Annotated in this window: 17 protein-coding genes; 9 read left to right on the top strand and 8 right to left on the bottom strand. The window is 71.8% G+C overall.

Going from position 1 to position 25,615, the window contains the following annotated elements; translation table 11 throughout:
• Positions 1-83: 83 nt before the first annotated feature.
• Complete coding sequence (locus tag ACTWQC_RS26590) at positions 84-266, bottom strand: DUF6104 family protein (protein WP_443318334.1); 183 nt, start codon at positions 264-266, stop codon at positions 84-86.
• Between the two features lie 178 nt (positions 267-444).
• Here ACTWQC_RS26590 and ACTWQC_RS26585 point away from each other — a divergent pair, with 178 nt between their 5' ends.
• From ACTWQC_RS26585 to fxsT, 7 genes are all read left to right on the top strand, one after another.
• A complete protein-coding gene (locus ACTWQC_RS26585) occupies positions 445-831 on the top strand; it encodes a CU044_2847 family protein (protein ID WP_443318333.1) in 387 nt (128 codons plus the stop codon).
• A gap of 46 nt (positions 832-877) precedes the next feature.
• Positions 878-2,887 (top strand): VMAP-C domain-containing protein, encoded by a 2,010-nt coding sequence (locus ACTWQC_RS26580; RefSeq protein WP_443318332.1) that lies wholly within the window; start codon positions 878-880, stop codon positions 2,885-2,887.
• 180 nt (positions 2,888-3,067) lie between these two features.
• Positions 3,068-4,135 (top strand): AAA family ATPase, encoded by a 1,068-nt coding sequence (locus tag ACTWQC_RS26575; RefSeq protein WP_443318331.1) that lies wholly within the window; start codon positions 3,068-3,070, stop codon positions 4,133-4,135.
• Between the two features lie 35 nt (positions 4,136-4,170).
• The gene (locus tag ACTWQC_RS26570) at positions 4,171-7,482 is read left to right on the top strand and encodes an SAV_2336 N-terminal domain-related protein (protein ID WP_443318330.1); all 3,312 of its coding nucleotides are present in this window, start codon (positions 4,171-4,173) and stop codon (positions 7,480-7,482) included.
• Positions 7,479-7,670 carry a hypothetical protein gene (locus ACTWQC_RS26565; RefSeq protein WP_443318329.1) on the top strand — a complete coding sequence of 64 codons (192 nt, stop codon included), beginning with the start codon at positions 7,479-7,481 and terminating at the stop codon, positions 7,668-7,670. The genes ACTWQC_RS26570 and ACTWQC_RS26565 overlap by 4 nt, the downstream gene beginning before the upstream one ends.
• Positions 7,667-8,944 carry an FxsB family cyclophane-forming radical SAM/SPASM peptide maturase gene (locus ACTWQC_RS26560; protein ID WP_443318328.1) on the top strand — a complete coding sequence of 426 codons (1,278 nt, stop codon included), beginning with the start codon at positions 7,667-7,669 and terminating at the stop codon, positions 8,942-8,944. The genes ACTWQC_RS26565 and ACTWQC_RS26560 overlap by 4 nt, the downstream gene beginning before the upstream one ends.
• Before the next feature lie 63 nt (positions 8,945-9,007).
• A complete protein-coding gene (gene fxsT, locus ACTWQC_RS26555; RefSeq protein WP_443318327.1) occupies positions 9,008-11,974 on the top strand; it encodes an FxSxx-COOH system tetratricopeptide repeat protein in 2,967 nt (988 codons plus the stop codon).
• 124 nt (positions 11,975-12,098) lie between these two features.
• Here fxsT and ACTWQC_RS26550 read toward each other — a convergent pair whose 3' ends face one another.
• The 4 genes from ACTWQC_RS26550 to ACTWQC_RS26535 form a co-directional block, all read right to left on the bottom strand.
• Positions 12,099-16,199, bottom strand: a complete 4,101-nt coding sequence (locus ACTWQC_RS26550) for a multifunctional oxoglutarate decarboxylase/oxoglutarate dehydrogenase thiamine pyrophosphate-binding subunit/dihydrolipoyllysine-residue succinyltransferase subunit (protein ID WP_443318326.1) — start codon at positions 16,197-16,199, stop codon at positions 12,099-12,101.
• A 258-nt stretch (positions 16,200-16,457) separates the two neighbouring features.
• On the bottom strand, positions 16,458-17,579 hold the full coding sequence (locus tag ACTWQC_RS26545) for a HAMP domain-containing sensor histidine kinase (protein WP_443318325.1): 1,122 nt from the start codon (positions 17,577-17,579) through the stop codon (positions 16,458-16,460).
• 22 nt (positions 17,580-17,601) lie between these two features.
• The gene (locus tag ACTWQC_RS26540; protein WP_443318324.1) at positions 17,602-18,351 is read right to left on the bottom strand and encodes a response regulator transcription factor; all 750 of its coding nucleotides are present in this window, start codon (positions 18,349-18,351) and stop codon (positions 17,602-17,604) included.
• A gap of 92 nt (positions 18,352-18,443) precedes the next feature.
• Positions 18,444-19,154 (bottom strand): spermidine synthase, encoded by a 711-nt coding sequence (locus ACTWQC_RS26535; protein ID WP_443318323.1) that lies wholly within the window; start codon positions 19,152-19,154, stop codon positions 18,444-18,446.
• Between the two features lie 483 nt (positions 19,155-19,637).
• Here ACTWQC_RS26535 and lon point away from each other — a divergent pair, with 483 nt between their 5' ends.
• Positions 19,638-22,049 carry an endopeptidase La gene (lon, locus tag ACTWQC_RS26530; RefSeq protein WP_443318322.1) on the top strand — a complete coding sequence of 804 codons (2,412 nt, stop codon included), beginning with the start codon at positions 19,638-19,640 and terminating at the stop codon, positions 22,047-22,049.
• A 73-nt stretch (positions 22,050-22,122) separates the two neighbouring features.
• Here the strand turns inward: lon and ACTWQC_RS26525 are convergent, their stop codons facing one another.
• Together ACTWQC_RS26525 and ACTWQC_RS26520 are read right to left on the bottom strand one after the other, a co-directional pair.
• Positions 22,123-22,938 (bottom strand): hypothetical protein, encoded by an 816-nt coding sequence (locus tag ACTWQC_RS26525; protein WP_443318321.1) that lies wholly within the window; start codon positions 22,936-22,938, stop codon positions 22,123-22,125.
• A gap of 297 nt (positions 22,939-23,235) precedes the next feature.
• Positions 23,236-24,075 carry a lysozyme gene (locus ACTWQC_RS26520; RefSeq protein ID WP_443318320.1) on the bottom strand — a complete coding sequence of 280 codons (840 nt, stop codon included), beginning with the start codon at positions 24,073-24,075 and terminating at the stop codon, positions 23,236-23,238.
• Positions 24,076-24,253: 178 nt separating this feature from the next.
• Between ACTWQC_RS26520 and ACTWQC_RS26515 the strand changes: the two genes are divergently transcribed.
• Positions 24,254-24,751 carry a MarR family winged helix-turn-helix transcriptional regulator gene (locus tag ACTWQC_RS26515; RefSeq protein ID WP_443318319.1) on the top strand — a complete coding sequence of 166 codons (498 nt, stop codon included), beginning with the start codon at positions 24,254-24,256 and terminating at the stop codon, positions 24,749-24,751.
• A 68-nt stretch (positions 24,752-24,819) separates the two neighbouring features.
• On the opposite strand, the gene ACTWQC_RS26510 is transcribed toward ACTWQC_RS26515, so the two are convergent.
• Positions 24,820-25,341 carry a GtrA family protein gene (locus ACTWQC_RS26510; RefSeq protein WP_443318318.1) on the bottom strand — a complete coding sequence of 174 codons (522 nt, stop codon included), beginning with the start codon at positions 25,339-25,341 and terminating at the stop codon, positions 24,820-24,822.
• Positions 25,342-25,615: the final 274 nt, after the last annotated feature.

Genomic DNA, 25,615 nt, shown 5'->3' with positions numbered 1-25,615 from the left:
CGCGGAGGTCGGAAGTCAAGGGAAGAGGGTCACGGGGATGGCGCCGGGCGAGCGCCGGCGCCAGGCCCGTACCCGGACGTGTACTACTCGTCCTCGTCCTCGTCGTCGAGGCGCGCCAGCCAGGTCGCGAGCCGCTCGACCGGGACCTCGAAGTCCGGGTTGAGGTCGACGAACGTACGCAGCTGCTCGGCGAGCCACTCGAAGGTGACCTCTTCCTCGCCGCGCCGCTGCTCCAGCTCCTCGATGCCGCGGTCGGTGAAGTACAAGGGGGCGCTCCTGATACAGCCTGGTCCGGATGGTTCCTCCCCTCCAGGGTATTGCGGCGCCTGGCGGGGCCCCGCTCGGGGAGGCGGGGGTCTCGCCTGCCGTCGGTGCAGGCCATTACCCTTGCAGAGCTCAAGTGGGAGCAAGGGAAGGCGAGTTGCTGTCAGGAGCGGGGGAGCCGTGACACGCATCCAGAAGATCGAACTGCCCGGGGGCGCCGAGGTGTTCGCCCGCGTCAGCAGCGCGGGGGGCTACGGGGAGGACGACGAGGACGTCGGTGTGCTCGACGCCGCCGCGGCCAAGGTCGAGCAGCTCGGAGAGGTGATCAGCGGGGTGGGCGCGGCCGTGCTCGACGCCGCCGCCGCGGTCGGGCCGGACGAGGCGAGCATCACCTTCGGCATCGAGCTCGCCGCCAAGCCCGGCAAGGCCCTTGCCGTGCTCGCCGACGGAGAGGCCAAGGCGTCGATCGAGGTGACCCTGACCTGGCAGCTCGCCGGCCGTGGGAGAGCCGGAGGGCGCGCCGGGGCCGCCGACCCTGGGCACGACCCGGCGCGCGCGGATGGGTGAGGCCGGGCATCTCGACGCGCTGACCCGGGCGGCAACTGTTCAGCTCATGCCTGCCGCGGACACCACCGCGCCGGCCGGCACCGCGCCGGCCGGCACCGCGCAGGCGCAGACCCCGCAGGCCGGGACCGGTGCGGCGATGTGGGGCAGCGGCTTCTTCATCGCCCCCGGCTGGGTGCTGACCTGCGCCCACGTACTGCGGTCGTATCTCCGGGAGCAGCAGGACCGGGTCTTCGCCGTCCGCAATGAGGTGGTGAACGGCGGCGCGCCGGTGGAGGCGCGGCTCGCGCACTGGCTCCTGTCCGACCTGCGGAACGACAAGGTGCCGGTGGCGGAGGACCTCGCGCTGGTCCGGCTGCTGGACGACAGCGTCGAGCACGAGTGCGTCTGGTTCACCGACCGCGCGGAGCAGCCGGGCGGCGCCCCCAAGACCGCCTACGGCTTCCGGCCCGGGGAGCACGGGCGCGGGCAGGCCGTCCCCTGGAGCGCCGACGCCGAGATCAACCAGCGCGACGACACGTACGGGATGCGCTTCGCGCCGCAGGCCGAGTTCCCCAAGGGTGCCTCGGGCGGGCCGGTCCTCGACCCCGCCGCCGGTGCCGTCGTCGGCATCATCAAGTCCCGCAGGAGCGAGCGGGACGGCGGGCTGGCCATCGCGGCCGCGGCCCTGCGGCAGTTCGGCGATGTCTACCAGGAGGTCATGGCCTGGCACGACCGCTGGCACGGCGGCCGGTCCGCGGTCACCTCGTACCACTGGACCGCGGAGCAGGCGAAACTGCCCGGACGCAGCAGCGTGCCCCCGAGCGGCGACCAGTGGACTCCGGACGACCGCACCGAGGCGCTGCGCCTCCTCGCGGAACTGGACCCGCCGCAGGCCTCGCCCGATGTCGCCGCCCTGGTGGACCGGGCCCGGGGCGAGCCCCCGCCGCCCGGCCGCCCCCCGCTGCTGCACACCTGGCGCGACGGCCACGGCAGGCTCTACGAGAACGACAGACCGCTGGAGGCCATCGCCTTTCTGCACTACCTCCGGCTCGTCGCCCTCCTCGTCGAGAGCAGGGACGGCGACGCCAAGGCGCTGTCGGACTGGGTCGAGCGGCGGCTGACCACGGTACGCCCGCCGCTGCGCACCGTGGTCACCGACGCCCGGCTGCCGGATCAGCTCACCGTGCGGCAGGCGGCGGAAGGCGACCCCGGCCAGGTCGTCATCCCGTACCCCGGACCCGGCGAAGGCGCCACGGTCGTCGTTGAGCTGGAGCCCGTGCTCTACGAGGAACCCACCCGCTTCTACTGGCGGATACGGGTCGACGACGGCGATGACGGCGACGGGGGCGGCGAGCCCTTCGCGGCGGAGGAGACGGGCCGCGGGGTCGCCCCCGAGGACCTCGTCCAGCGGCTGCGGCAGCCGCTCGCCGAGGTCTTCCACGGCGTCGACACCCCGCACTGCCCGGCCCCGCTCGAAGTGGCGCTGCCCATCGACCACTTCGACACCGCGGTGCACCGCTGGCAGCTCAGCCAGATGGCCAAGCTGTACGACGCGGCGCATCTGCCGCTGGGGGCGCGCCGCCGGGTGGTGCTGCGGGACATCGCGCGCCGGGGAGATCCGGACAACGTGTGGTGGGAGCGCTGGGAACGCGCGGCCGGAGCTGGGGAGTTCAGGGCGTCCCGTACGCCGCCGCTCGGGCAGATGCCGAAGTCCCGGCAGTTTCAGGAGATGCCGGCCACCGCCATCCCCGTACTGTGCCGCCCCGCGAGCAGGGGCCTCGGCCGCAGGGCCATCGACATGGCGCTGGAGGCCGGGCACGGCATCGCGCTCTGGCACACCGAAGGACACACCGCGAGCGGCTGCCTGGACCCGTGCGAGACCTTCCATGCGGGTGCGGCCGAGCTGCTGGGGCAGCTGGGCGCAGCGGCTGAACTGCCCGACCGGCTGCGCCGTATCAGGGAGGAGATTTACCAGGAGAGGGACGCCAGCCACTGGGCGGAGGCCGTGGCCGTGCTGTACGACGACCCCAGACGGCCTGTCCCCGCAGGACAGGCCGGGACCGTGGACTCGCCGTGAACACCTGGAGCCGATGAAGCCGGTGAAGCCCGTGAGAGCCATGAGACCCATGAACCATTGTCCGGATAAGGCCGTTGTACGGACGCCACGCGGGTACATTTTCAGGGGCCCGTTGTGGGCACAGCCTGCCCCCGTCGGCCAGGACGCGGCATCCCACCGACCGCCGACGAGGAGCGAGCAGTGAGCGAGTGGCTGATCTACCGCGGCACAGGAGAGCCCGATCCCGAACGGATCCGCGAGCTCCCGCCGCCCCCGCCCTGGCGGAACTTCGAGGGTGGCCCGGCCGTGGCGGCAGCGCCTCCCATCGACGCGGCCTCGAAGCGGCGGCTCGGCGAGCGGGCCGTGCCGCTGCCCACGGAGGACAAGGAAGCCCTCCAGCTCATCAACGCGGCGCTCTATCTGCGGCGGCCCCTGCTGGTGACCGGCGAGCCCGGCTCGGGCAAGAGCACCCTCGCGCACGCGGTGGCCCACGAGCTGGGCCTCGGGCGCGTACTGCAGTGGCCGATCGTCAGCCGCACGGAGCTGAAGGACGGGCTGTACGCGTACGACGCCATCGGCAGGCTGCAGGACGCGCAACTGTCGCGGCACAGCGGCGAGAGCGGCGGTCCCACCGGCCGTTCCGGCCGCGGTTCCGGCGGCGGTTCCGGCGGCGGCCCCGAGGACGACATCGGCCGGTACATCAGACTCGGCCCCCTCGGTACCGCCCTGCTGCCCCGCGAACTGCCGCGCGTCCTGCTGATCGACGAGCTGGACAAGAGCGACCTCGACCTGCCGAACGACCTGCTCAATGCCCTGGAGGAGGGCGAGTTCGGCCTCCCCGAGCTCGAGCGCATCGCCGACCGGCCCGGCCAGGAGGAGGTGGCGGTGCTGGACGACGACGGCCGCCGGGTGTCGGTGCGGGGCGGCAGGGTGCGCTGCCGGGCCTTCCCCTTCGTCGTCATGACCAGCAACGGCGAACGGGACTTCCCCGCGCCGCTGCTCCGCCGCTGCATCCACCTCCACCTCGCGCCGCCCCGCGACGAACGCCTGGCCGCCATGGTGCAGGCCCACTTCGGGGAGGGTGCCGACGAGCAGTACCTCGACCTCATCAACCTCTTCACCCAGGGGGCGCGTGCGGGCGAACTCCGTCCCACCGACCAACTCCTCAACGCCATCTTCCTCACCCAGTACGCGGCCCGCGGGGCGATCGGCAGCCGCGAGGTCATAGCGGACCTGCTGATGCGACCGCTCGACCAACGGCAGCGGTGACCGTGCCCGCCTCCCGTACCGGCCCCGCCGGCGCCGTGAGCGAGACGCTCACGGCGCTGGTCGCGCGGCTCCGGGAGGCGGGGATCGATCCGACGGCGGAGGAGCTGGCGGACGCGCTGTGGCTGGCCACGTTGGCGAGCCCGGACCGGGGTGCTGCCGGCGGGCGTCCCGAGTCGGCTGCCGCCGCGGACCCGGCCGCGCAGCCTGCCCCCGAAGACACCGCTTCCGGCGCGAACGAACCACCGGCCGCGGCGCGGCCGGAGCCGGTCGACGCGAGGCGGCCGGGCAGCCGCCGCCGGGCCGAGCTGTTCGCCCGTCCACCGCACCGCGACCGGGGCGGCGGCGACAGCGGAGACGGCAGCGAAGGCGGCACGCTTCCCGTACGCGTACCGGTCGCGGCCGCGCTGCCCGACCCGGGCTCGCTGCAGCGCGCGCTGCGCCCGCTGAAGCACTTCCGGGCACCCGCGCCCCCCTTACGCACGGCGCTCGACGAGCAGACCACCGCCGACCGGGCCGCCGACACCGGCCTCGTCGTACCGGTGCTCCGGGGCGTGCGGCGGCGCGAGGCCCGCGTCCAGCTGCTGATGGACGTCTCCACCTCGATGGCCGTATGGGAGCAGACCCTCGACGAGTTACGGCAGGTCTGCGAGCGGGCCGGGGCCTTCCGCGAAGTGCGGGTGCACTACGTGCACGAGGACGAGGGCGGGGCTCCCGGAATCGGCGCGACCACCGCACCCGGCTCCGTACTGCACGCTCCCGCGCAGTTCGCCGACCCGACGGGGCGACTGCTCACCCTGCTGCTGAGCGACTGCGCCGGGCCGATGTGGCGCAGTGGGCGGATGCAGCGGCTGCTGCACCGCTGGACGGCCACGGCGCCGGTCGCCGTCGTACAGCCGCTGCCGCAGCGCATGTGGCGGCGCACGCACCTGCCGGCCGTGCCGGGGGTGCTGCGCAGGCGCGAAGGCCCTGCGGGGCGCCTGGAGTTCACGCCTACGCGGGGTGGCGATGGGCAGGGCGGAACCCCGGTGCCGGTGCTCGCGCCCGCGCAGGCGGCGCTCGGCACCTGGGCCCGGCTGGTCTCCGGCACGGCGGGGCTTTCGCTCAACGCGGCCGCGGGGTGGGTCCGCGCGGACCACGCCGGGTCCACGGCCGCCCGCCGCTCGTCCGATTCGCGCGAAGCCCCCGCCCGGGTCCAGGCCTTCCGCCGCTCCGCCTCCCCCGAGGCGGCCCAACTCGCCGTCCATCTGTCCGCCGTGCCGCTCGTGCTGCCGGTCATGCAGCTCGTCCAGCGCGCGATGCTCGCCGGGTCCGGTCCCTCGGTCCTCGCGGAGGTGCTGCTCAGCGGACTGCTGCGGCGGACCACCCCCGAGGGCGGGGAGGGTGATGGGGGCGAGGACGGCGGCGGCGAGCTCTGGTACGAGTTCCTGGACGGCGTGCGCGAGGAACTGCTGCGGCAGCTGCCGATGGGCGACGCGCAGCTCGTCCTCAAGCACTGCTCGCAGTACGTGGAGCGGCACTTCGGCCGCAGGGCCCGCAACTTCCCGGCGATGGCCGCGGCGTACCTGGCCGGCTCGGTGGAGCGGCCGACGGCAGGGCAGGGGGAGGCGGATGCCCCGGGGCTGCGCCGGTTCGCCCGGGTCTCGGAGCAGGTGCTGCGGAGGTTCCTGCCCTCCGGGGCGGTGCCGGTGGCGCCCGAGTTCGTCGTGGGCGGCCCCGCGGCCCTCGTCGAGCAGGCGCGCCAGTTCCTGGTGCGCTTCGAACGGGACGGCACCGCCCGCGACCTGGACGAGGCGATCCGGCTGCTCCAGGTCGCGGTGGAGGTGGAGCCGCGGGAGGAGGCGGGCGCCGCAGTCCACTCCCTGTTGGCCGATGCGCTGTTGCTGCGCTGGGAGGCCCGGCGCGTGAGCGAGGACCTCCGCGCCGCGTGGGCGGCGGCCGACCGTGCCGCCGAGCGGGACAGGTCTGCCCTGCTGACCCTCGGGCGGATCCTGACGGAGATGGCCGGGGAAGAGCAGGACGAGCAGCGCGCCTTCCAGATGCTGCTCCAGGCGGATCAATCCCTGGCCCACATGCCAGACGTGGCCCGGACCTCGATCGAACACGGACTGCGTTACGGGCTCCTGCGCGTGGACGTGCTCCGCAAGGCGGCAGAGGCGGGACGGGACATCGGCGTCACGCCGGCCCAGGCCCCCTGGGATATCGAACCCGGTGAAGACTGGTACGTCACGACGATGGGCCGTGCCGTCCGGGCTTCGGACGCGCTGCTGGAGTGGGGGCCGGTTGCCGACGCGCTGGCTGCGGTGCAGATCATCAAAGGGCGGTTGCTGCTGGACATCGCCCGCCACTACGCGGGTACCGGATGGGTCCGCGGGACAGCCGATCCGGCCCGTCCCGGGCACTTGCGCGAGTACGCCGCGTCGGCACGGACCCGTATCGAGGAGGGTCTCGCGGAGCTCGCCGAGCAACCGTGGCCGGACGATGAGCTGGCGCGGGTGTGGCTCGACCTCGCCGAGGCGCGGGAGCTGGCGGCGGGTGGGTTGATGGACGACGTGGTGTACGGCTCGGTCAAGGAGGCCCTCAGCCGAGCGCGGCAACTGACCACCCAGAATCCGGAGCTCCGGATCACCTGCCTGTGGAAGTCGGCCGAAGCGGGCTGGGCCCGTCACCAGCAGACCGGGGGCATCGGCGAACTCTCGCTTGCCGAGACGTGGTTGGATGCCGCCGCCAACCTCGCCGGAAGGAACCACCCCCTCCACGCGCAGCTGCTCACCTTCCGTGGACAGGCGCTGTCGAAGAGCGCGCCGCTCAGGGCATCGGCGGCCGACGCCGAGCAGGCCGTACGGTGCCTGCGCGAGGCGCTTGCCGAGACCCCGGACGGGCACCCGGAACTCGCCCGCCGACGCCTGCTGTTCGGTGACGCGCTGCGCCTGCGCTTCGAGTACGGGCGGTCCCTCGTCGACCTTCATGAAGCCGACTGGATACTGGGAGCGGCCGCGCGCGAGTCGGAGGAACCCGAGATCGTGGCCAGGGCTTCCTTGCTGCGCGGGGACGTGGCGGTCGCTCTTGCCAGGATCACGGGCTCGCGTGAGCGCAGGCAACGCGGAGCGGACGACTACCGGCGCGCCGCCGTGTTCGCCGAGCGCCAGGGCAACCCCGTTCTGGCGGCTCAGGCTCGGCTGCGCCGAGGCAGTGTCCTGGAAACCACGGCCGGTCCTGCGCACGCCCTGGAGGAGTACCGCAAGGCGGTGGCCTTGCTCGAGGACGCCGGTGGCCTGGATCAGGCGGATCCGATCGCCGCGGTCTACATCGCCGCCCGCATCGAGGCACTCGAGGCGGGCGACGCGTGACGCCCGCATCCGACGAGAGCGACACACCGCTGCCCGAATTCGCCGGCCTCGACCTTGGCCCCGGCCCAGGCCCCGGCCCCGAGAAGCTCCCCGACCACCCTGTCTTCTCCGCGATCCTCGCGGGCCTCAGGGACAGGGCGGCCGCGGATGACGAGACCGTCGTCGCGTACTACGAAGACGCACCGTGACCACGGACGCCACACGCGACGACCCCGCCCCCCTCTGGCCGCACCGTGGCCTCGATGTCGCCGCCCTCCGCCGCAGAGGCGTACGCCCCGTCCCCTTCCGGCAGTTCGTCCTCAAGGTGCACAGCCGCTGCAACCTGGCCTGCAGCTACTGCTACATCTACCAGGGCCGGGACGACAGCTGGCGCGACCGCCCCGCCCGCGTCCCCCCGCGCACCGTGCGCCACGTGGCCCGCAGGATCGCCGAGCACGCCGCCGCCCACCGCCTGCGCCGGATCCGTATCGAGCTGCACGGCGGCGAGCCGCTCCTCGCCGGGCCTGAACCCGTGATCGCGTACGCCGAGGCGATACGGGACGCGGTGCCCGCCGACTGCGAGGTCACCGCCTCCGTACAGACCAACGGCACCCTGCTCACCCCGTCCGTGATCGACCGCCTGGCCGCCGCCCGTATCCGGGTCGGTCTGAGCCTCGACGGCGGCAGCCACGCCCTCAACCGCCGCCGCAGCGATCACGCGGGCCGCCCCTCATGGCCCGCCGCATCCCGTGCCGCACGGCTGCTCGCCCAGCGCCCCGGGCAGTACGCCGGGATCCTCTGCACGGTGGACCTCGCCGCCGGCCCCGCCGAGGTCTACCGCTCCCTCCTCGCTCTCCGTCCGCCCGCCGTCGACCTCCTCCTCCCGCACGCCAACTGGGCCTCCCCGCCCCCCGGCCTCGAAGACCTGCCCCCAGTCCCCGGCCGCAGCCGCCCCCGCCCCACCCCGTACGGCGACTGGCTGGCCCAGGTCTTCGACCTGTGGTGGAGCGCCCCTCACAGCACGACTGACGTGCGGCTCTTCCGCGAGATCGTTGCCCTGCTTCTCGGCGCGCCCAGCACCGCCGAATCCGTCGGGCTGTCCCCGATGGCGGCCGTGGTCGTCGACACGGACGGGGCGATCGAGCAGGTCGACTCGCTCAAGTCCGCGTATCCCGGGGCCCCGGCCACGGGCCTCGACGTCTTCCGCGGCACCTTCGACGAGGCGCTGGAGCACCCCGGTGTCGCGGCGCGGCAGATCGGCGCGGAGGGGCTCGCCGCCGACTGCGCGGGCTGCCCGGTGCGGCAGGTCTGCGGCGGCGGGAACTACGCCCACCGCTATGCGCGCGGGACCGGATTTCTGCACCCCAGCGTCTACTGCGCGGACCTCGAGCGGCTCATCCGGCACGCCGCGGGCCGTCTCGGGGACGTACTGCACACAACCCGCCCGAGTGGCACCAAGTCGGCCCCGGCAACCGCACTTTGACGGACAATTGAAGAGCTTCGCCCGCTGGGGGTCATCGCTTTGCTGGAGAGGGAGACGGTCGCAGTGACCGAGAAGCCTGAGCACGTCACGGTCGTCTTCGCGGGCCTCAGCCAGTCCTGGGCCGAGTGGATCGCGGAACAGTTCGAGGCGGCGGGCCGCACCACCGGCATGGTCCGCTGGGATCCCGTGCACCGTGCCCCCTCCGCTTCGGCCATCACGGGCCTGCTGGGCGGCCACGGCAGGGTGCTCCTCGTGCTCGACGACTGGTACCTCAGGTTCGAGTCCGGGCGGAACGAGGCGTGGGGCGAGGCGCTGCGGCTGGCCGTGCCGCCCCACCGCGACCGTATCGCCGCCGTCAGCGTCACCACCCGCCCGCTCCCCGAGGACGCGGCCGCCCTCGACCCCATCGGCCTGCGCGGACTCGGGCCCGAGGAGGCCAGGCGGCGCCTGCTCGCCGCCGTCGGGGCCGAGGCCACCGGGCCCGCGCGGGTCGAGCTGGCCCGCAGCCGCCGCTTCCCCGACGACCGGCCCGAGATCTGGAACTCCCCGCGCCGCAACCGCCGTTTCACCGGCCGCGAGCAGGTCCTCGAGCGGCTCCACGACGCGTTCGCGGCGGGCGGTGACCAGACGGCGGTCGTGGCGCTGCACGGCCCGAGCGGAGTCGGCAAGACGCAGGTGGCCACCGAGTTCGTCCACCGCTTCGCGGGCGAGTACGACATCGTGTGGCACGTCAGCGCCGCGGTGCGGGCCGCGGCCCGGGAACAGTTCGCGGCGCTCGCAGAAGAGCTCGGCATCCGGGCGGAGCACGAGGTCGGCGGCCTCATCGAAGCCGTCAGGCAGGAGCTGCGCACCACCCGCCGCCGCTGGCTGGTCGTCCTGGACGGCGCGGAGGAGCCCGAGGAACTGGAGTCCCTCGTCCCCGAGGGCCCCGGCCACGTCCTGATCACCACGCGCCGTACCGCCTGGTCCCAGCAGGGCGCCGAACTGGTCGGACTGCCGCCGTTCGACCGGAACGAGAGCGTCGCCTTCGCGTGCCGCCGCGCCTCCCGGCTGACCGAGGAGGACGCGGACCGGCTCGCGGACGCCCTCCAGGATCTGCCGTTGCTGCTCGACCAGATGGCGGCGTGGCTGGACAACAACCCCACGGCCTCGGTCGGCGACTACGTGGCGGACATCCGCACCGGCGACCCGAACGACTTCGGCGTCCTGCCCTCCAAGGACTACCCCCGCGGCTTCCAGGTCGCCTGGGCGATCACCCTCAACACCCTCCGCGAACAGTCCCCGGAGGTGGACGAGCTCCTCAAGCTGCTCGCCTTCTTCTCGCCGGACGTCGTCCCCGTACGGCTCCTGCAGTCGGCGCGCGCGAGCGACCTGCCGCCGCACCTCGCCGAGCTGGTCGCCGAGCCCAGCAGCTGGAACACCGCGCTGCGCACGCTCTCCGAGGCCACCTCCATGCGCCTGGAGTACGAGACCGGGCCCCGCATGGACATCCTCACCGTCGGCACGCTCCGCATGCACCGGCTCTTCCACCGCTTCGTGCGCACCAGCATGCCGCCCGACGACCGCAAGAAGGCCTCGGCCACCGCCTGCCGGGTGCTGGTCGCCGCCGACCCCAGGGAGCCCGCATCCCCGCGCAACTGGGCGCGCTACGCCGAGCTGATCCCGCACCTGGATCAGTCGGGCGCTCTCGACTCGTCCGAGGAGGACGTACGGGAGCTGGTCCTCAACTGCATCGAATACCTGCGGACGCGCGGCGAGTACCACGACGGCTGGTGGCTCAGCCGGCAGGCCGTGGACCGCTGGCGCGAAGCCTCGGGCCCCACCGACCGCACCCTGCTCGTCGCCGTCCACCAGCAGGCCAACATGCTGCGCAGGCTCGGGCGGTACGCGGAGGCGGAAACCGTCGGCCGGGACGTCCTCGGACGGCTCACGGCCGGCACCGGCGCCCGCGTCATCGAGGTGCTGCGCGCCAAGGACGGCCTCGCCGGGACCCTGATGGCGCTCGCCAAGTACGACGAGGCGACCGCCCTCTTCGAGGAGGCCGCGGAGGAGGCCGCCGCCTCACTCGGCGAACAGGAGGTGCCGCGCACGCTCGCCATACGCAGCAACCTCGCCGTCGCCCTCGGCCTCCAGGGCCGGTACGAGGACTCCCTCCGCCTCCACCGCTCGATCCTCGAGGCCAGGGTCGGCCTCCTCGGCGGGCGCAACCCGCTCACCCTCAACTCCGCGCTGCACACGGCCTGGACGCTCCGGCTGCTCGGCCGGTACGACGAGGCGCTGGCCATCCAGGACCACAACTGCCGCCTGCACCGGCAGGTCCTGGACAAGAACCACACCCAGACGCTGCTCGCCGAGCACAACCTCGCCCTCTGCCTGCGACGCGACGGCAATGTGCAGTTCGCCCGCGCCATGATGCGCAAGGTCCGCGATCGGCTGGTCAAGCGGCGCGGCCTGCAGCATCCCGAGACGCTGATGGTCTCGGCCGACTTCGCCATGCTGCTGCGGTACGAGGGCGAGCTCTCCCAGGCCCGCGAGCTCGCCGAGTCGACCGCCAAGCTCTACGGCGCCCAGCTCGGCGAGGACCACCCGTACGCTCTCGGGACGCGCGCCAACGTCGCGCTCATCCAGGGCGAGACGGGAAACCCCGGCGCCGCGGTGCGGGCCGCCCAGGAGACCCTGGACGCGATGGCCGGGGCCGTGGGCGACGGACACCCCTGGACGGTCGGCTGCGTGCTCAACACCGCGCTGGCGCGGCACCGCGCCGGGGACACGGCGGGCGCCGTCCGGCTGGGGCGCGACGCCCTGGACCGGGCGCGCGGGGTGGTCGGCGAGCGCCACCCGCTGACCCTCAACTGCATGGCGGGCCTCGCCCAGGACCTGCACGCGTCGGGCCGGGCCGACGAGGCGGACGCCCTGCGGCAGCAGGTGATCGGGGCGGCCACCGAGCTGCTGGGCGAGGACCACGCGCACACCCGCTCCATACGCGAAGGCGTCCGCCCGTACTGGGACTTCGAGCCCCAGCCGATCTGAGGAATCCCGGTCCACGCGCGCCACCACGGGCGCGCGTGGACCAACGGAAGGGCACGGAAGCGCCGGAGGGCCCGGCCCCGCATCGCGCGGGGCCGGGCCCTTTCCGTACGTGCCGCAGTCCCGGTCAGATGTCGAATGCCTCGCTGACCAGGGCCTGCTGCTCGACCTGGTGGCGCTTGGCCGAGCCGACCGCCGGGGAGGAGGAGTGCGGCCGGGAGACGCGGCGCAGGCGCTCCTTGTGCGGAACGTCGGCACCGACCGCCAGGTCCAGGTGGTCGATCAGGTTGAGCGCGATGAACGGCCACGCACCCTGGTTCGCGGGCTCCTCCTGGGCCCAGACGAACTTCTCCGCGCCCGGGAACTTGGAGATCTCGGCCTGGAGCTCTGCACCCGGCAGCGGGTACAGCCGCTCGAGCCGGACGATGGCCGTGTCGTTCGTGCCGCGCTTCTCCCGCTCCGCCACGAGGTCGTAGTAGACCTTGCCGGAGCAGAAGACGACCTTACGGACCGCGCTCGCGTCCACCACGCCCGAATCAACCGCGGTGTCGCCGATGACCGGGCGGAAGCCGCCGCTCAGGAACTCTTCCGTCTTCGACGCCGCCGCCTTGAGCCGGAGCATCGACTTCGGGGTGAAGACGACCAGCGGCTTGTGGTGCGGGTTGTGGACCTGCCAGCGCAGCAGGTGGAAGTAGTTCGACGGCAGCGTCGGCATGGCGACCGTCATGTTGTTCTGCGCGCAGACCTGCAGGAAGCGCTCGATACGGGCCGAGGAGTGGTCCGGGCCCTGGCCCTCGTAGCCGTGCGGCAGGAGGAGGGTGACGCCGGAGGTCTGGCCCCACTTCTGCTCGGCGGAGGAGATGAACTCGTCCACGACGGTCTGGGCGCCGTTGACGAAGTCACCGAACTGCGCCTCCCACATCACCAGCGCCTCGGGACGGGCCAGCGAGTAGCCGTACTCGAAGCCCATCGCCGCGTACTCGCTGAGCAGCGAGTCGTAGACGTTGAACCGGGCCTGGTCCTCGGTCAGGTACAGCAGCGGGGTGTAGTCGTCCCCGGTCTCCCGGTCGACCAGCACCGCGTGCCGCTGGCCGAAGGTGCCGCGGCGGGAGTCCTGGCCCGCCAGCCGGACCGGGGTGCCCTCCATCAGCAGCGAGCCGACGGCGAGGGTCTCGCCCATGCCCCAGTCGATCGCGTCGTCCTCCACCTGGGCCGCGCGGCGCTGCAACTGAGGCAGCAGGCGCGGGTGGACGGTCACCCGGTCGGGGATGTTGACCTGGGACTCGGCGATCCGCTTGACGACCTCCTGGCTGACGCTGGTGTCGACAGCGACGGGGAACTCGGCCTGCGGCTCCGGGACATGGGCCGGGGCCGGGTGCGAGGTGGCGTCGCGGACCTCGGTGAAGACCTTCTCCAGCTGGCCCTGGAAGTCCTGCAGCGCCTGCTCGGCCTCTTCCAGCGTGATGTCGCCGCGACCGATGAGGGACTCGGTGTAGAGCTTGCGCACCGAGCGCTTCTTGTCGATCAGGTCGTACATCAGCGGCTGTGTGAAGCCCGGGTTGTCGGACTCGTTGTGGCCGCGGCGGCGGTAGCAGATCAGGTCGATGACGACGTCCTTGTTGAACGCCTGGCGGAACTCGAAGGCCAGCCGCGCGACGCGCACCACGGCCTCCGGGTCGTCACCGTTCACGTGGAAGATCGGCGCCTCGATCATGCGCGCCACATCCGTGGCGTACATGGAGGAGCGGGCCGACTCCGGTGCGGCGGTGAAGCCGACCTGGTTGTTGATGACGATGTGGACCGTGCCGCCGGTGCGGTAGCCGCGCAGCTGCGACATGTTGAGGGTCTCGGCCACCACGCCCTGGCCCGCGAAGGCCGCGTCGCCGTGCAGCTGGACCGGCAGGACCGTGAAGTCCGTACCGCCCTTGCCGATGATGTCCTGCTTGGCGCGGGCGACACCCTCGACGACCGGGTCCACGGCCTCCAGGTGGGAGGGGTTCGCGGTCAGCGAGACCTTGATCTGCTCGCCGTCCAGGCCGGTGAAGGTGCCCTCGGCGCCCAGGTGGTACTTCACGTCGCCGGAGCCGTGCATCGACTTCGGGTCGAGGTTGCCCTCGAACTCGCGGAAGATCTGGGCGTACGACTTGCCGACGATGTTCGCCAGCACGTTGAGCCGGCCGCGGTGGGCCATGCCGATGACGACCTCGTCCAGGCGCGACTCGGCGGCCGAGTCCAGTACGGCGTCGAGCAGCGGGATGACGGACTCGCCGCCCTCCAGCGAGAAGCGCTTCTGGCCGACGTACTTCGTCTGCAGGAAGGTCTCGAACGCCTCGGCGGCGTTGAGGCGGCGCAGGATCCGCAGCTGCTCCTCGCGCTCCGGCTTGGTGTGCGGGCGCTCGACGCGGTCCTGGATCCACTTGCGCTGCTTCGGGTCCTGGATGTGCATGAACTCGATGCCGGTGGTGCGGCAGTACGAGTCGCGCAGGACGCCGAGGATGTCGCGCAGCTTCATCATCGACTTGCCGGCGAATCCGCCGACCGCGAACTCGCGCTCCAGGTCCCACAGGGTCAGCCCGTGCTCGGTGATGTCGAGGTCGGGGTGCTTGCGCTGCTTGTACTCCAGCGGGTCGGTGTCGGCCATGACATGGCCGCGGACCCGGTAGGAGTGGATCAGCTCGAAGACCCGGGCGGCCTTGGTGACGTCGTCGTCGTGCGAGACGTCGATGTCCCGCAGCCAGCGCACCGGCTCGTACGGGATGCGCAGCGCCTGGAAGATCTCGTCGTAGAACTCGTTCTCGCCGAGCAGCAGCTGGTGCATGATCCGCAGGAACTCGCCGGAGGCGGCGCCCTGGATCACGCGGTGGTCGTACGTGCTGGTCAGCGTCATGACCTTGGAGACGCCCAGCCGGTTCAGGGTGTCCTGCGAGGTGCCCTGGAACTCGGCGGGGTAGTCCATCGCACCGACGCCGATGATCACGCCCTGGCCGGGCATCAGGCGCGGCACGGAGTGGACGGTGCCGATGCCGCCGGGGTTGGTCAGCGACGCGGTGACCCCGGTGAAGTCCTCCATCGTCAGCTTGTTCGCGCGGGCGCGGCGGACGATGTCCTCGTAGGCCTGCCAGAACTCGAAGAAGTTGAGCGTCTCGGCCTTCTTGATCGCCGCGACGACGAGCTGGCGGTCGCCGTTCGGCTTCACCAGGTCGATGGCGAGGCCGAGGTTGACGTGCGGGGGCTTGACGAGGGTGGGCTTGCCGTCCTTCTCCGCGTAGGAGTGGTTCATCGACGGCATCGCCTTCAGCGCCTGCACCATCGCGTAGCCGATGAGGTGCGTGAAGGACACCTTGCCGCCGCGGGCGCGCTTGAGGTGGTTGTTGATGACGATGCGGTTGTCGAACAGCAGCTTCACGGGAACGGCACGGACGGACGTGGCCGTCGGCAGCTCCAGCGAGGCGTTCATGTTCTTCGCCACGGCGGCGGACGGGCCGCGCAGCGGCACGAACTCCGGCCCGGCGGGCGCGGCCGGCTCAGCTGCCTTACCGGCAGCCGCCGGCCGGGCGGGCGCGGGTGTGCCTGCGGCGGGCTTGGCGGGCGCGGCGGCAGGCGCGGCACCTGCGGCCGCCCCGCCGCCCGGCTTCGCCGGGGCGGTGGCGGCGGCAGCGCCGGGCGCTGCCTGCGCGGCGGGCTTCGCCGTCGGGGCAGCAGTCTGCGGTGCGGCCGGGGCACCGGCGCCGGGCCTGGCCGGGGCGGTCGTGGCGCCTGCGCCGGGCGCGGCCTGCGCGCCGGCTGGAGCCTTCGCGCCAGCGGCTGCGGCGCCGTTCGCGGAGGGGGCCGTCGGAGCGGCGGCCGGAGCGGCGGTGGTGGGAGCACCTGCAGCGCCTGCGGCCGGAGCCGCGCTGCCCGCGCCAGGCGCGGCCTGCGTGCCCGCGGCCGTCCGGCCGGTCGTGGCAGCAGCGGCAGCGCCCGTGGCGCTGGGCGCGGGGGCCGTCGGGGCCCCCGCCCCGGTCGTTGCCTGCGGTGGCGAAGCCACCGCAGAGCCGGTGTCGTGTCCCGGCTTGTAGTCGGCGAAGAAGTCCCACCAGGCTCGGTCTACCGAGTGCGGGTCCTGGAGGTACTGCTGGTAGATCTCGTCGACGAGCCACTCGTTGGGACCGAATGCGGTCGCGGGGGACTTCCCCTGCCCGTCTTCGTCGGTCGAGATGCTCGAGGTATTGGGGGACTGTGGCGACACGGCGGCAACCGCCCTCTTCCGCTTCCTTAGGTGGTGGACAGCGGAAATAAAGGCTACGCCTCTTAGACGGTTCGGTGCAGGCCGGGCCGGTCAGTCGTCGTGCAAGTCACATTGATCGACTGGTTTCGCCGAATGATCAGGCGGGAAACATCGCCGGTTACGCCCGGAACGAGCACGTCCGGGCGCGGTTGCGGCTTCCTCGGCCACCAGCTGCGTGCCCCAGCCGCTGCCGTCCGGGCCCGTACCGTTCGGCCTGAGTCAACCCTGCGCCTTCGGGGCCCCGGGGAGGATGACCCGTATCCGGCACCCCCGAGGTGACTCGGCCACCCCGATGCTGCCGCCGTGAAGATCCACCGCCCACCGGGCGATCGCCAGCCCCAGACCCGTACCGCCGTCGCTCCCCGGCCCGTGCGGCGTGGACACGCTGCCCCGGTTGAAGCGCTCGAAGATCCGGTGCCGCTCGGGCTCCGGGATGCCCGGGCCCTCGTCCAGGACCTCCAGGTCCAGGCTGCCGGGGCCGGTGCCGCCGCGGCGGGCGCGCAGCGTGACGCGGCCGTGCGGCGGGCTGTGCTTGACCGCGTTGTCGACCAGGTTGGCCACGACCTGGTGCAGCCGCTCGGCGTCGGCGTGCGCGGTCAGCTCGGGCGGCGAGACGTCCAGGTGCAGGTGGACATCCGCGCGGGCGCCGGCCCCGCCGATGTGGGCGCGGGCCGCGGCCGCCAGGTTGGCCTCCTTCAGGACCCCGGACAGGTACGGCCACACCTCGAAGCGCCTGGTCCGCAGCGGTACGACCCCGTTGTCGAGCCGGGACAGGTCGAGCAGGGTCTCCACCAGGCGGCCCAGCCGCTCGGTCTGCCGCAGCGCCGTCCGCATCGTCTCCGGGTCGGCCGCGGAGACCCCGTCCACGACGTTCTCCAGCACCGCCCGCAGCCCGGCGATCGGCGTCCGCAGCTCGTGCGAGACATTCGCCACCAGCTCCTTGCGGTGCCGGTCGACGGCCTCCAGGTCGGCCGCCATGTGGTTGAAGGTCGCGGCCAGCTCGCCGAGCTCGTCCCGCCGTACGGCCTGGACGCGCCGGCTGTAGTCGCCGTTCGCCATCGCGCGGGCGACGGTCTTCATCTCGTCCAGCGGCGAGCTCAGCCCATGCGCCACGAATTGGGTGATCAGCATCGTGGCGATGATCGAGAAGATGGTGACGATCCGCAGCTCGGTCGACGTCCGGATGGCGACGAGCACCAGCAGTGTGGTGATAGTCACCGAGACGAGGACCAGGGCGCCCAGCGCGGCCTTGACCGACCGGTACGGGTCGAGCGGGCGCAGCGCCTCCCAGACCCGGGCCCAGAGGCCGGGCCGCAGGGGCTCCGGCGGCCGGTTGTTCATCCGCGGGTCCGCCGTCCGCCGGTCAGGTCGCCGGGGTCGCAGGGGTCTCCAGCGCGTAGCCGACCCCGTGGACCGTACGGATCCGTTCCGCGCCGATCTTGCGGCGCAGCGCCTTGATGTGGCTGTCGACGGTGCGGGTGCCGGAGGCGTCCGCCCAGTCCCACACCTCGGCGAGCAGCTGCTCGCGGGAGAGCACCGCGCGCGGCGTGTTCGCCAGGCACACCAGCAGGTCGAACTCGGTCGGGGTGAGGTGCACGTCCTCGCCGCGCACCCGCACCCGGCGCTGTGCGTGGTCGATCTCCAGCTCGCCGAGGCGCAGGATGCCGCTGCGCGGGGTGGTCGCCGCCTGCGTGGCCCGCTCCACGCGGCGCAGCAACACGTGCACCCGCGCCGCAAGTTCGCGCATGGAGAACGGCTTGGTCATGTAGTCGTCCGCGCCGACACCGAGCCCGACCAGCATGTCGGTCTCGTCGTCGCGCGCGGTGAGCATCAGCACCGGCACCGGCCGCTGCGCCTGTACGCGGCGGCAGACCTCGAGCCCGTCGAAGCCCGGCAGCATCACATCGAGAACCAGCAGGTCGGGCTGCCAGGCCTCGGCGGTGTCGACGGCCGCCGGGCCGTCGCACGCCGTCTGCACCTGGAAGCCCTCGGCGCGCAGCCGCACCGCAATGGCGTCCACTATCGTCTGGTCGTCCTCGACGACCAGAACGCGGCGCTGGGCGCCGGGAGTGGCAGCCGCGCTGCTCGCCACGCCGTTGTGTGTCTGCTCCATCGCCCGCCCCTGCATGTTCCCCGTGTCCTGCCGAGCCTTGCTTACTTACCGTCGCTGCACGGAGCAGCGTACGGGCACGGTGCGTACCTCGGCTACGCAGGAGTCCCCGGCCTTACGGCGAGGTGGACGACATCCGGGACACCTCGGGTGACCTGGACCTCTTCTGTCCTTACACCAGTGAATCCGGCATTCCGCAACATTTCCTCGAAAGCCGCCGACGGTCCGGCGGACCACACGGCGAGCACGCCGCCCGGCGCGAGACGCTCCCGGCAGGCGCCGAGACCCGCCGGCCCGTACAGGCTGTCGTTGCCCTCGGTGACCGTCCAGTCGGGGCCGTTGTCGATGTCCAGGCACAGCGCGTCATACGTCTCGCCACATGTCTCGCGCGGGGTGCGGACGTGGGCGACCAGGTCGGTGTGGAGGATCGCGGTGCGCGGGTCGGCGAGGGCCTCGGCGGAGATCTGTGCGAGCGGTCCCGCGCGGTGCCAGTCGATGACGGCCTGCTCGCGCTCGACGACGGTGATCCGGCCCCAGCGCGGCTCTGCGGCGGCGCGGGCGAGCGAGAAGCCGACGCCGAGACCGCCGATGAGGAGGGACGGCTCGTCCCGGTCCGCGGGGAGGGCGGCGAGCGCGGCGTCGATGAGCAGCCGCTCCGAGCGCCCGTCGGAGGTGTCCATCAGGAAGCAGCCGTTGGCGATGATCTCGAAGTGCTCGCCGCGCTGCCGCAGCACCACCTCGCCGTACGGGCCCTCGCGGCGGTCGACCGTGACCGGTGCGGCGGGGGCGCTGGGCAGGGGCGGCATGGCGGACGGTCTCCGGAAGGGGCTCGACGAGACTCTGACGCGCCCAGGGTAGTCGTCGCCGTCAGGGCCCCATGGTGGAGCCGGGGCGCACGATCATGAGGACGGTGACCGTCGCCCACAGGAGGTTGAAGTCCGGTGAACATGGCCAGCCGGGCGGCCGTACGCCGGGCCGCTCGGGCGTGACGGCGGTGTCGGCGGTGTCGGCGGTGGCGGCTGTGGCGTCCGCGGTGTTGGCGGTGGCGTCTGCTGTCCATCCGGCGCGACCACGGGTCCGCCATGGCCGCCGACGCGGCCCGCCTCGCGGTGATGCCTCTGAGGCGCGAGGGCGGGCAGGCCCAGCCCGTACGCGTACCGCCGTGCCTTCGAGGCCCGCACGCCCTAGTCGACAGGCCGATCGCTCACAGCGAACGGCGCTCAGGGAACACCCGGGACCCCCGACGCATTGAGTCATTAACGCTCAACTTGAATGCCGAAGGGGAGATCATGGCTTCCACGTCCGCATCGCTCACCCTGCCCGTTCTGCCGCTCGACGACGAGGTCGTTCTGCCCGGGATGGTGGTGCCCCTCGACCTGTCCGACGCCGAGGTGCGAGCCGCCGTGGAGGCCGCGCAGGCCGCTGCGCGATCCTCCGGGCGCAAGCCACGCGTGCTGCTGGTCCCACGGATCGACGGGACGTACGCGGCGGTGGGCACGCTCGGATCGGTCGAGCAGGTCGGCCGGCTCTCCGACGGCGACCCCGGCGCGCTCATCCGCGGTGTGAGCCGGGTGCGCATCGGCGCCGGGACGACGGGGCCCGGGGCCGCGCTCTGGGTGGAGGGCACCCAGATCGACGAGGTGACCCCGGACCCCCTGCCGGTCCCGGTCGCCGAGCTGATGAAGGAGTACAAGGCCCTCGCCACCAGCTGGCTGCGCAAGCGCGGCGCCTGGCAGGTCGTGGACCGCGTCCAGCAGATCGACGGCCCCGGGCAGCTCGCCGACAACTCCGGCTACTCGCCGTTCCTCACCCCCCAGCAGCGCGTCCAGCTGCTGGAGACCCTCGACCCGGTCGCCCGCCTGAAGCTGGCCACCGGCTGGCTCAGCGACCACCTCGCCGAGCAGGACGTGGCCGAGTCCATCGCCAAGGACGTCCAGGAGGGCGTCGACAAGCAGCAGCGCGAGTTCCTGCTGCGCCGTCAGCTGGAGGCCGTCCGCAAGGAGCTCGCCGAGCTGGGCGGCGAACCCGGGGACGAGTCCGACGACTACCGAGCCCGCGTCGAGGCGGCCGACCTGCCGGAGACGGTGCGGGAAGCCGCCCTCAAGGAGGTCGACAAGCTGGAGCGGTCCTCCGACCAGAGCCCGGAGGGAAGTTGGATCCGCACCTGGCTCGACACCGTCCTGGAGCTGCCCTGGAACGAGCGGACCGAGGACGCGTACGACATCCCGGGCGCCAAGGCCGTACTCGACGCCGATCACGCCGGTCTCGACGACGTGAAGGAGCGGATCACCGAGTACCTGGCCGTACGGAAGCGGCGCCTGGGCCGTGGCCTCGGTGTCGTCGGCGGGCGGCGCGGCGGGGCCGTGCTCGCGCTCGTCGGCCCGCCCGGCGTCGGCAAGACCTCGCTCGGCGAGTCCGTCGCCCGCGCCATGGGCCGGAAGTTCGTCCGGGTCGCGCTCGGCGGCGTGCGCGACGAGGCCGAGATCCGCGGCCACCGGCGCACGTACGTCGGCGCGCTGCCCGGCCGGATCGTCCGCGCCATCAAGGAGGCCGGGTCGATGAACCCGGTCGTCCTCCTCGACGAGATCGACAAGGTGGGCTCCGACTTCCGCGGCGACCCGGCCGCGGCGCTGCTCGAAGTCCTCGACCCGGCCCAGAACCACACCTTCCGGGACCACTACCTGGAGGTGGAACTGGACCTGTCGGACGTGGTCTTCCTGGCGACGGCCAACGTCCTCGAGGCGATACCGGAGGCGCTGCTCGACCGTATGGAGCTCGTGCGGCTCGACGGCTACACGGAGGACGAGAAGGTCGTCATCGCGCGCGACCACCTGCTCCCGCGCCAGCTCGAGCGGGCGGGCCTGGAGCCCGGCGAGGTCGTGCTCGAGGACGGCGCGCTGCGCAGGCTCGCGGGCGAGTACACCCGCGAGGCGGGCGTACGGAACCTGGAGCGGGCCGTCGCCCGGCTGCTCCGCAAGGTCGCGGCCAAGCACGAACTCGGCGAGCAGGAACTGCCGGTGACCATCGGTCCCGACGGCCTGCGCCCCTGGATCGGGCGGCCGCACCACATGCCGGAGTCGGCCCAGGATCCGGAGGAGCGGCGTACGGCGATGCCGGGCGTGGCCACCGGGCTCGCGGTCACGGGTGCGGGCGGCGACGTGCTCTACATCGAGGCGTCGCTCGCCGACCCGGAGACCGGGGCGACCGGTCTGCAGCTCACCGGACAGCTCGGCGACGTCATGAAGGAGTCGGCGCAGATCGCGCTCTCCTTCCTGCGCTCGCACGGCGCGGAGCTCGAACTCCCCGTCGGCGACCTGAAGGAGCGGGGCGTGCACCTGCACGTGCCGGCCGGAGCGGTGCCGAAGGACGGCCCGAGCGCGGGCATCACGATGACGTCCTCGCTCGCCTCGCTGCTGTCCGGGCGGCGGGTGCGCACGGACGTGGCGATGACCGGCGAAGTGTCGCTGACCGGCCGGGTGCTGCCGGTCGGCGGCGTGAAGCAGAAGCTGCTCGCCGCACACCGAGCCGGGATCACCACCGTCGTGATCCCGAAGCGGAACGAGGCGGACCTCGACGACGTGCCCGCCGAGGTGCTGGAGAAGCTCGACGTGCACGCGGTGAGCGATGTCCGGCAGGTGCTGAAGCTGGCGCTGGAACCGGCCCGCACTGCGCCGGAGAAGGAAGTTCCGGTGGCGGCGTGACGGACGCAACCGGAGCGGCGCGGCCCCTCTCCCGCCGAAGGGAGAGGGGCCGTTGGCTTTTCCTTCTACGCCTTTACGCCTTCCGCGTCTTCCGCGCGGACTTCTTGGTGGGGCAGTCCAGCCACCTGGTCTGGTAGTCCAGACGCGGCTTCTTGTCGTCCTTCAGGACGGGGGTATGGGTCGTCAGGTCGACGTGCTTCACGACCCGGTTGTTTCTGTCGCCGGGCTCACCACCCCAGTAGCTCATCTCCAGGTAGCCGGAGCTCTTCTGGAGCCAGGGAGCGTACTGGAAATACGCTCTCTTTCCTTCCGGGATGTCGACGCTGACCGTCCTCTCCTTCGTCTTGGTGTCCGTGTACTCCGTGGACTCACCTTTGGTACGACTGTGTTCGCGGGCCCAGAGGTCGCCCACGGTCTTGGATCGGCCGAGGCTGATGGTCAGCACTTCCGCGATGGTCGCGGAGATCTCCGCCGAGACGGTTCTCTCGATGAAGTGCTCGTGCCTCTTGAGCCGCTGCTTCTCCCGCGACTTCGCCTTCGACCTGGCCAACGAGTCGCCGGCCGTCAGCTCGACGCCCCACGCCGGTCCTTCGCAGGCGCCGTAGGTGTCCGATACGACCCTTTGGCTGAGGTCCACGTACTTGGACTTGTCCTTGATGACGAAACGGCACGTCGCGTACTTGCCGTATCCCTCACTGTGGTTTTCTGCCCGGGCCCATTCCTTGTTGCTCAGTTGGCCGGAACGGTCGTAGCCGTTCTCCTTTCCGACGCAGTCGGAGATCTTTGGGCGGTCATGGGTTGCGTGGGCAGCGGGAGAGGCGAACCAGCCCACGAGACTGGCCGAAGCGATGCCGACGACGATCACATTCCGTCGGATCCGAGGACGCACAGAACGCACGGTGAACCCCATTCTTGAGAGAATTACCGGGAGGAACTGCGGGCTACTCGGGGAAACGATGATTCTCGTTTCCGGCAACGACGGATCACCCCAATAGACGCTTTTCTCATGGAGGGAATCGGCTCGAGGAAGCCGGGAGAGGCGGCGTAACCGGCTATTCAGAGCGGAGGGGGCGGGCGGCCCCCTGCCGCGAAGGAGAACTGCCCGCGCAGCAGGGGTCGTTGCCCATTCGGGCCGTTCGGATCGTTCGACTCTCGGAGCCGGACGGTCCGAAGACAGAAGCGAGCGTTAACCGTTGGCCAGAACCTTGAGGCGGTCGTACGATCCGTTGAACTTGTCGTGGTCGCCGACGATCGGCCCGCTCGAGGTGTACTGCCAGAAGGTGTGGTACGCCCAGCCGTTCGGCAGCGTGCCCGGCGTCGTGTTGTAGCGGGCGATCCAGAGCGGGTTCGTCGACCCGAAGCTCCCGCTGTTCCCGGTGCACTGCGTCCACCATCCGGTGGTCGTGTAGATCACCGCATCCCGCCCGGTCCGCGCCTTGTAGGTGGTGGTGAAGTCGCGTATCCAGCTGACCATCGCTGCCTGGCTCTTGCCGTAGCACGTCGCGCCGTACGGGTTGTACTCGATGTCGAGCACGCCCGGCAGCGTCTTGCCGTCGCGCGACCAGCCGCCTCCGCGGTCGACGAAGTAGTTCGCCTGGTTGGCGCCGCTGGAGTCGTTCGGCGTCGCGAAGTGGTACGCGCCGCGGATCATGCCGATGTTGTACGAACCGTTGTACTGCTGGGTGAAGTAGGGGTTCCGGTAGTAGTTCCCCTCGGTCGCCTTGACGTAGGCGAAGCGGACGCCGCTGTTCCAGAGGGCCGGCCAGTTGACGTTCCCCTGGTGGCTGCTGACGTCCACGCCCTCGACGCTCGCGGCGGCGAGTGAGGGCGCGGGGATGGGGTTGGGGATCCCCGGCTCGTGCTTCTGGACGGTCGAGCCCATCCAGTTGAGCTCGGGGTGGCGTCCGGCAGGGCCGGGCCGGTCGGCGGCGCTCGCGGTGCTCACGGCGAAAGCCGGACAGGTCAGGGCGATCAGGAGGGCGAGGAGGGCGACGAATAGGCAGCGAAGGGAGCCGTGCACGGACATGCGTGCCTCCGGTGACCAGATGCGGGGGAGGGAGGGGGGAAGCAGGGGGTGGGCATGGGCACATTGGTGTGGCCATGCCATAAGGCCCATACCCGCTGGCCACGGGGGTCAAAGAGGACCAACGCGCTGCCGATGGTCTACTCCTGCGAAATACTGGCGGGATACTGGCCGAGCTGCGATGACAGCGGCAGCTGAAAGAAATCGGCCGCGGAGGAAAGGTGCCGAAGGCGTGAGTGGCGTGGACCGTGAGTTTCTGGCGCTCGAACGGGAGTTGGCCGTCTTCCTGCGCCGCGCCCGTGCCTCCTCCGGCGAGATGGCGCGCGAGGTCCATCCGGACCTGGAGCCCGCCGCGTACGGGCTGCTCCTGCGGCTCGAGGACGCGGGCGAGCAGCGCGCCACCGAGCTCGCCGCGTACTTCGGCGTCGGCAAGGCGACCATGAGCCGCCAGTTGCGGGCGCTCGAGATCCTGGGCCTGATCGCCCGCCGCCCCGACCCCGCCGACGGGCGCGCCTCCCTCGTCGCCCTCACGAGCGAGGGCCGCGCTCGCTTCGCGGCGGTACGGAGCGCGCGCCGAGAGCAGTACGTCAAGAAGCTGGAGGGCTGGGACCGCGCCGAGATCGCCGAACTGGCGCGGCTGCTCCACCGGTTGAATGTGCTGGGCGGTGCGGACGACTGACGAAATCCGACCGGGCCCGCCCGGACGGGAGTTCCGGGGCGCAACACGGCCTTCGTAACCTGGATGGCTCAGAGGTCGCGAGCACGGTTTCCCCCCGCTCCCGCACTTTGGAGGGCGTCATCGGTTCTGTACGCGTTGTCTTCGCTCCGGGGCTCCCTGCGGAACACCCACGTGCGGTAGGACCAGAAGCGGAATCCGGTGGCCAAGCCGAGGCCGACGACGTTCTTTGCCAGGTTGTCGGCCAAGGGCGAGGTATGGCCGAAGCCGTAGTGCGACAGGGCGAGCACACCGTTCTGGATGACCATGCCCACGCTGCTGAACAGCACGAACAGGGTCGCTTCACGGGTGGTGCGACTCTTGTCCCGGTGGCGGTAGGTCCAGTAGCGGTTCCCGACGTAGTTGGTGCCGATAGCGACCGCGTTGGCGATCAATCCGGACCGGACCGTCTGCAGGTTCACCATGTGCAAGCAGAGGTTGAACACCGCCGTGTCCACCAGCCAGCCGACAGCGCCCACGGCGCCGAATCTGCCGACCTCACCGCCAATCCGCTGCAATTTCTGCCGCAGTACCGCTAATCCCGCGATGGTCAAGGTGCGAGCCTTGTCTGTCGACTGCCATGGCCGGTACATGCTAACTGCACTCTTCAGGCGGGAATTTGGGACCCCCGCTTGCCGTGTCTGTCGGCCCCCTCAACGCGTCCATGCTGGGCGGCAATTACCCACCCCATGGGCTTTCGCGCTCAGTCTTCGCTTGCGGCGGTGGGCAGTTTGCTCTGGATGAGTTCCATGACGGAGGAGTCGGTGAGGGTGGTCACGTCGCCGAGTGTGCGGTTTTCGGCGACGTCGCGGAGGAGTCTGCGCATGA

Source organism: Streptomyces sp. 8N616 (assembly GCF_052246385.1).
Taxonomy (GTDB): Bacteria; Actinomycetota; Actinomycetes; order Streptomycetales; family Streptomycetaceae; genus Streptomyces.
The sequence above is the reverse complement of the archived record's forward strand: the minus strand, read 5'-3'. Positions and strand labels throughout refer to the sequence as shown.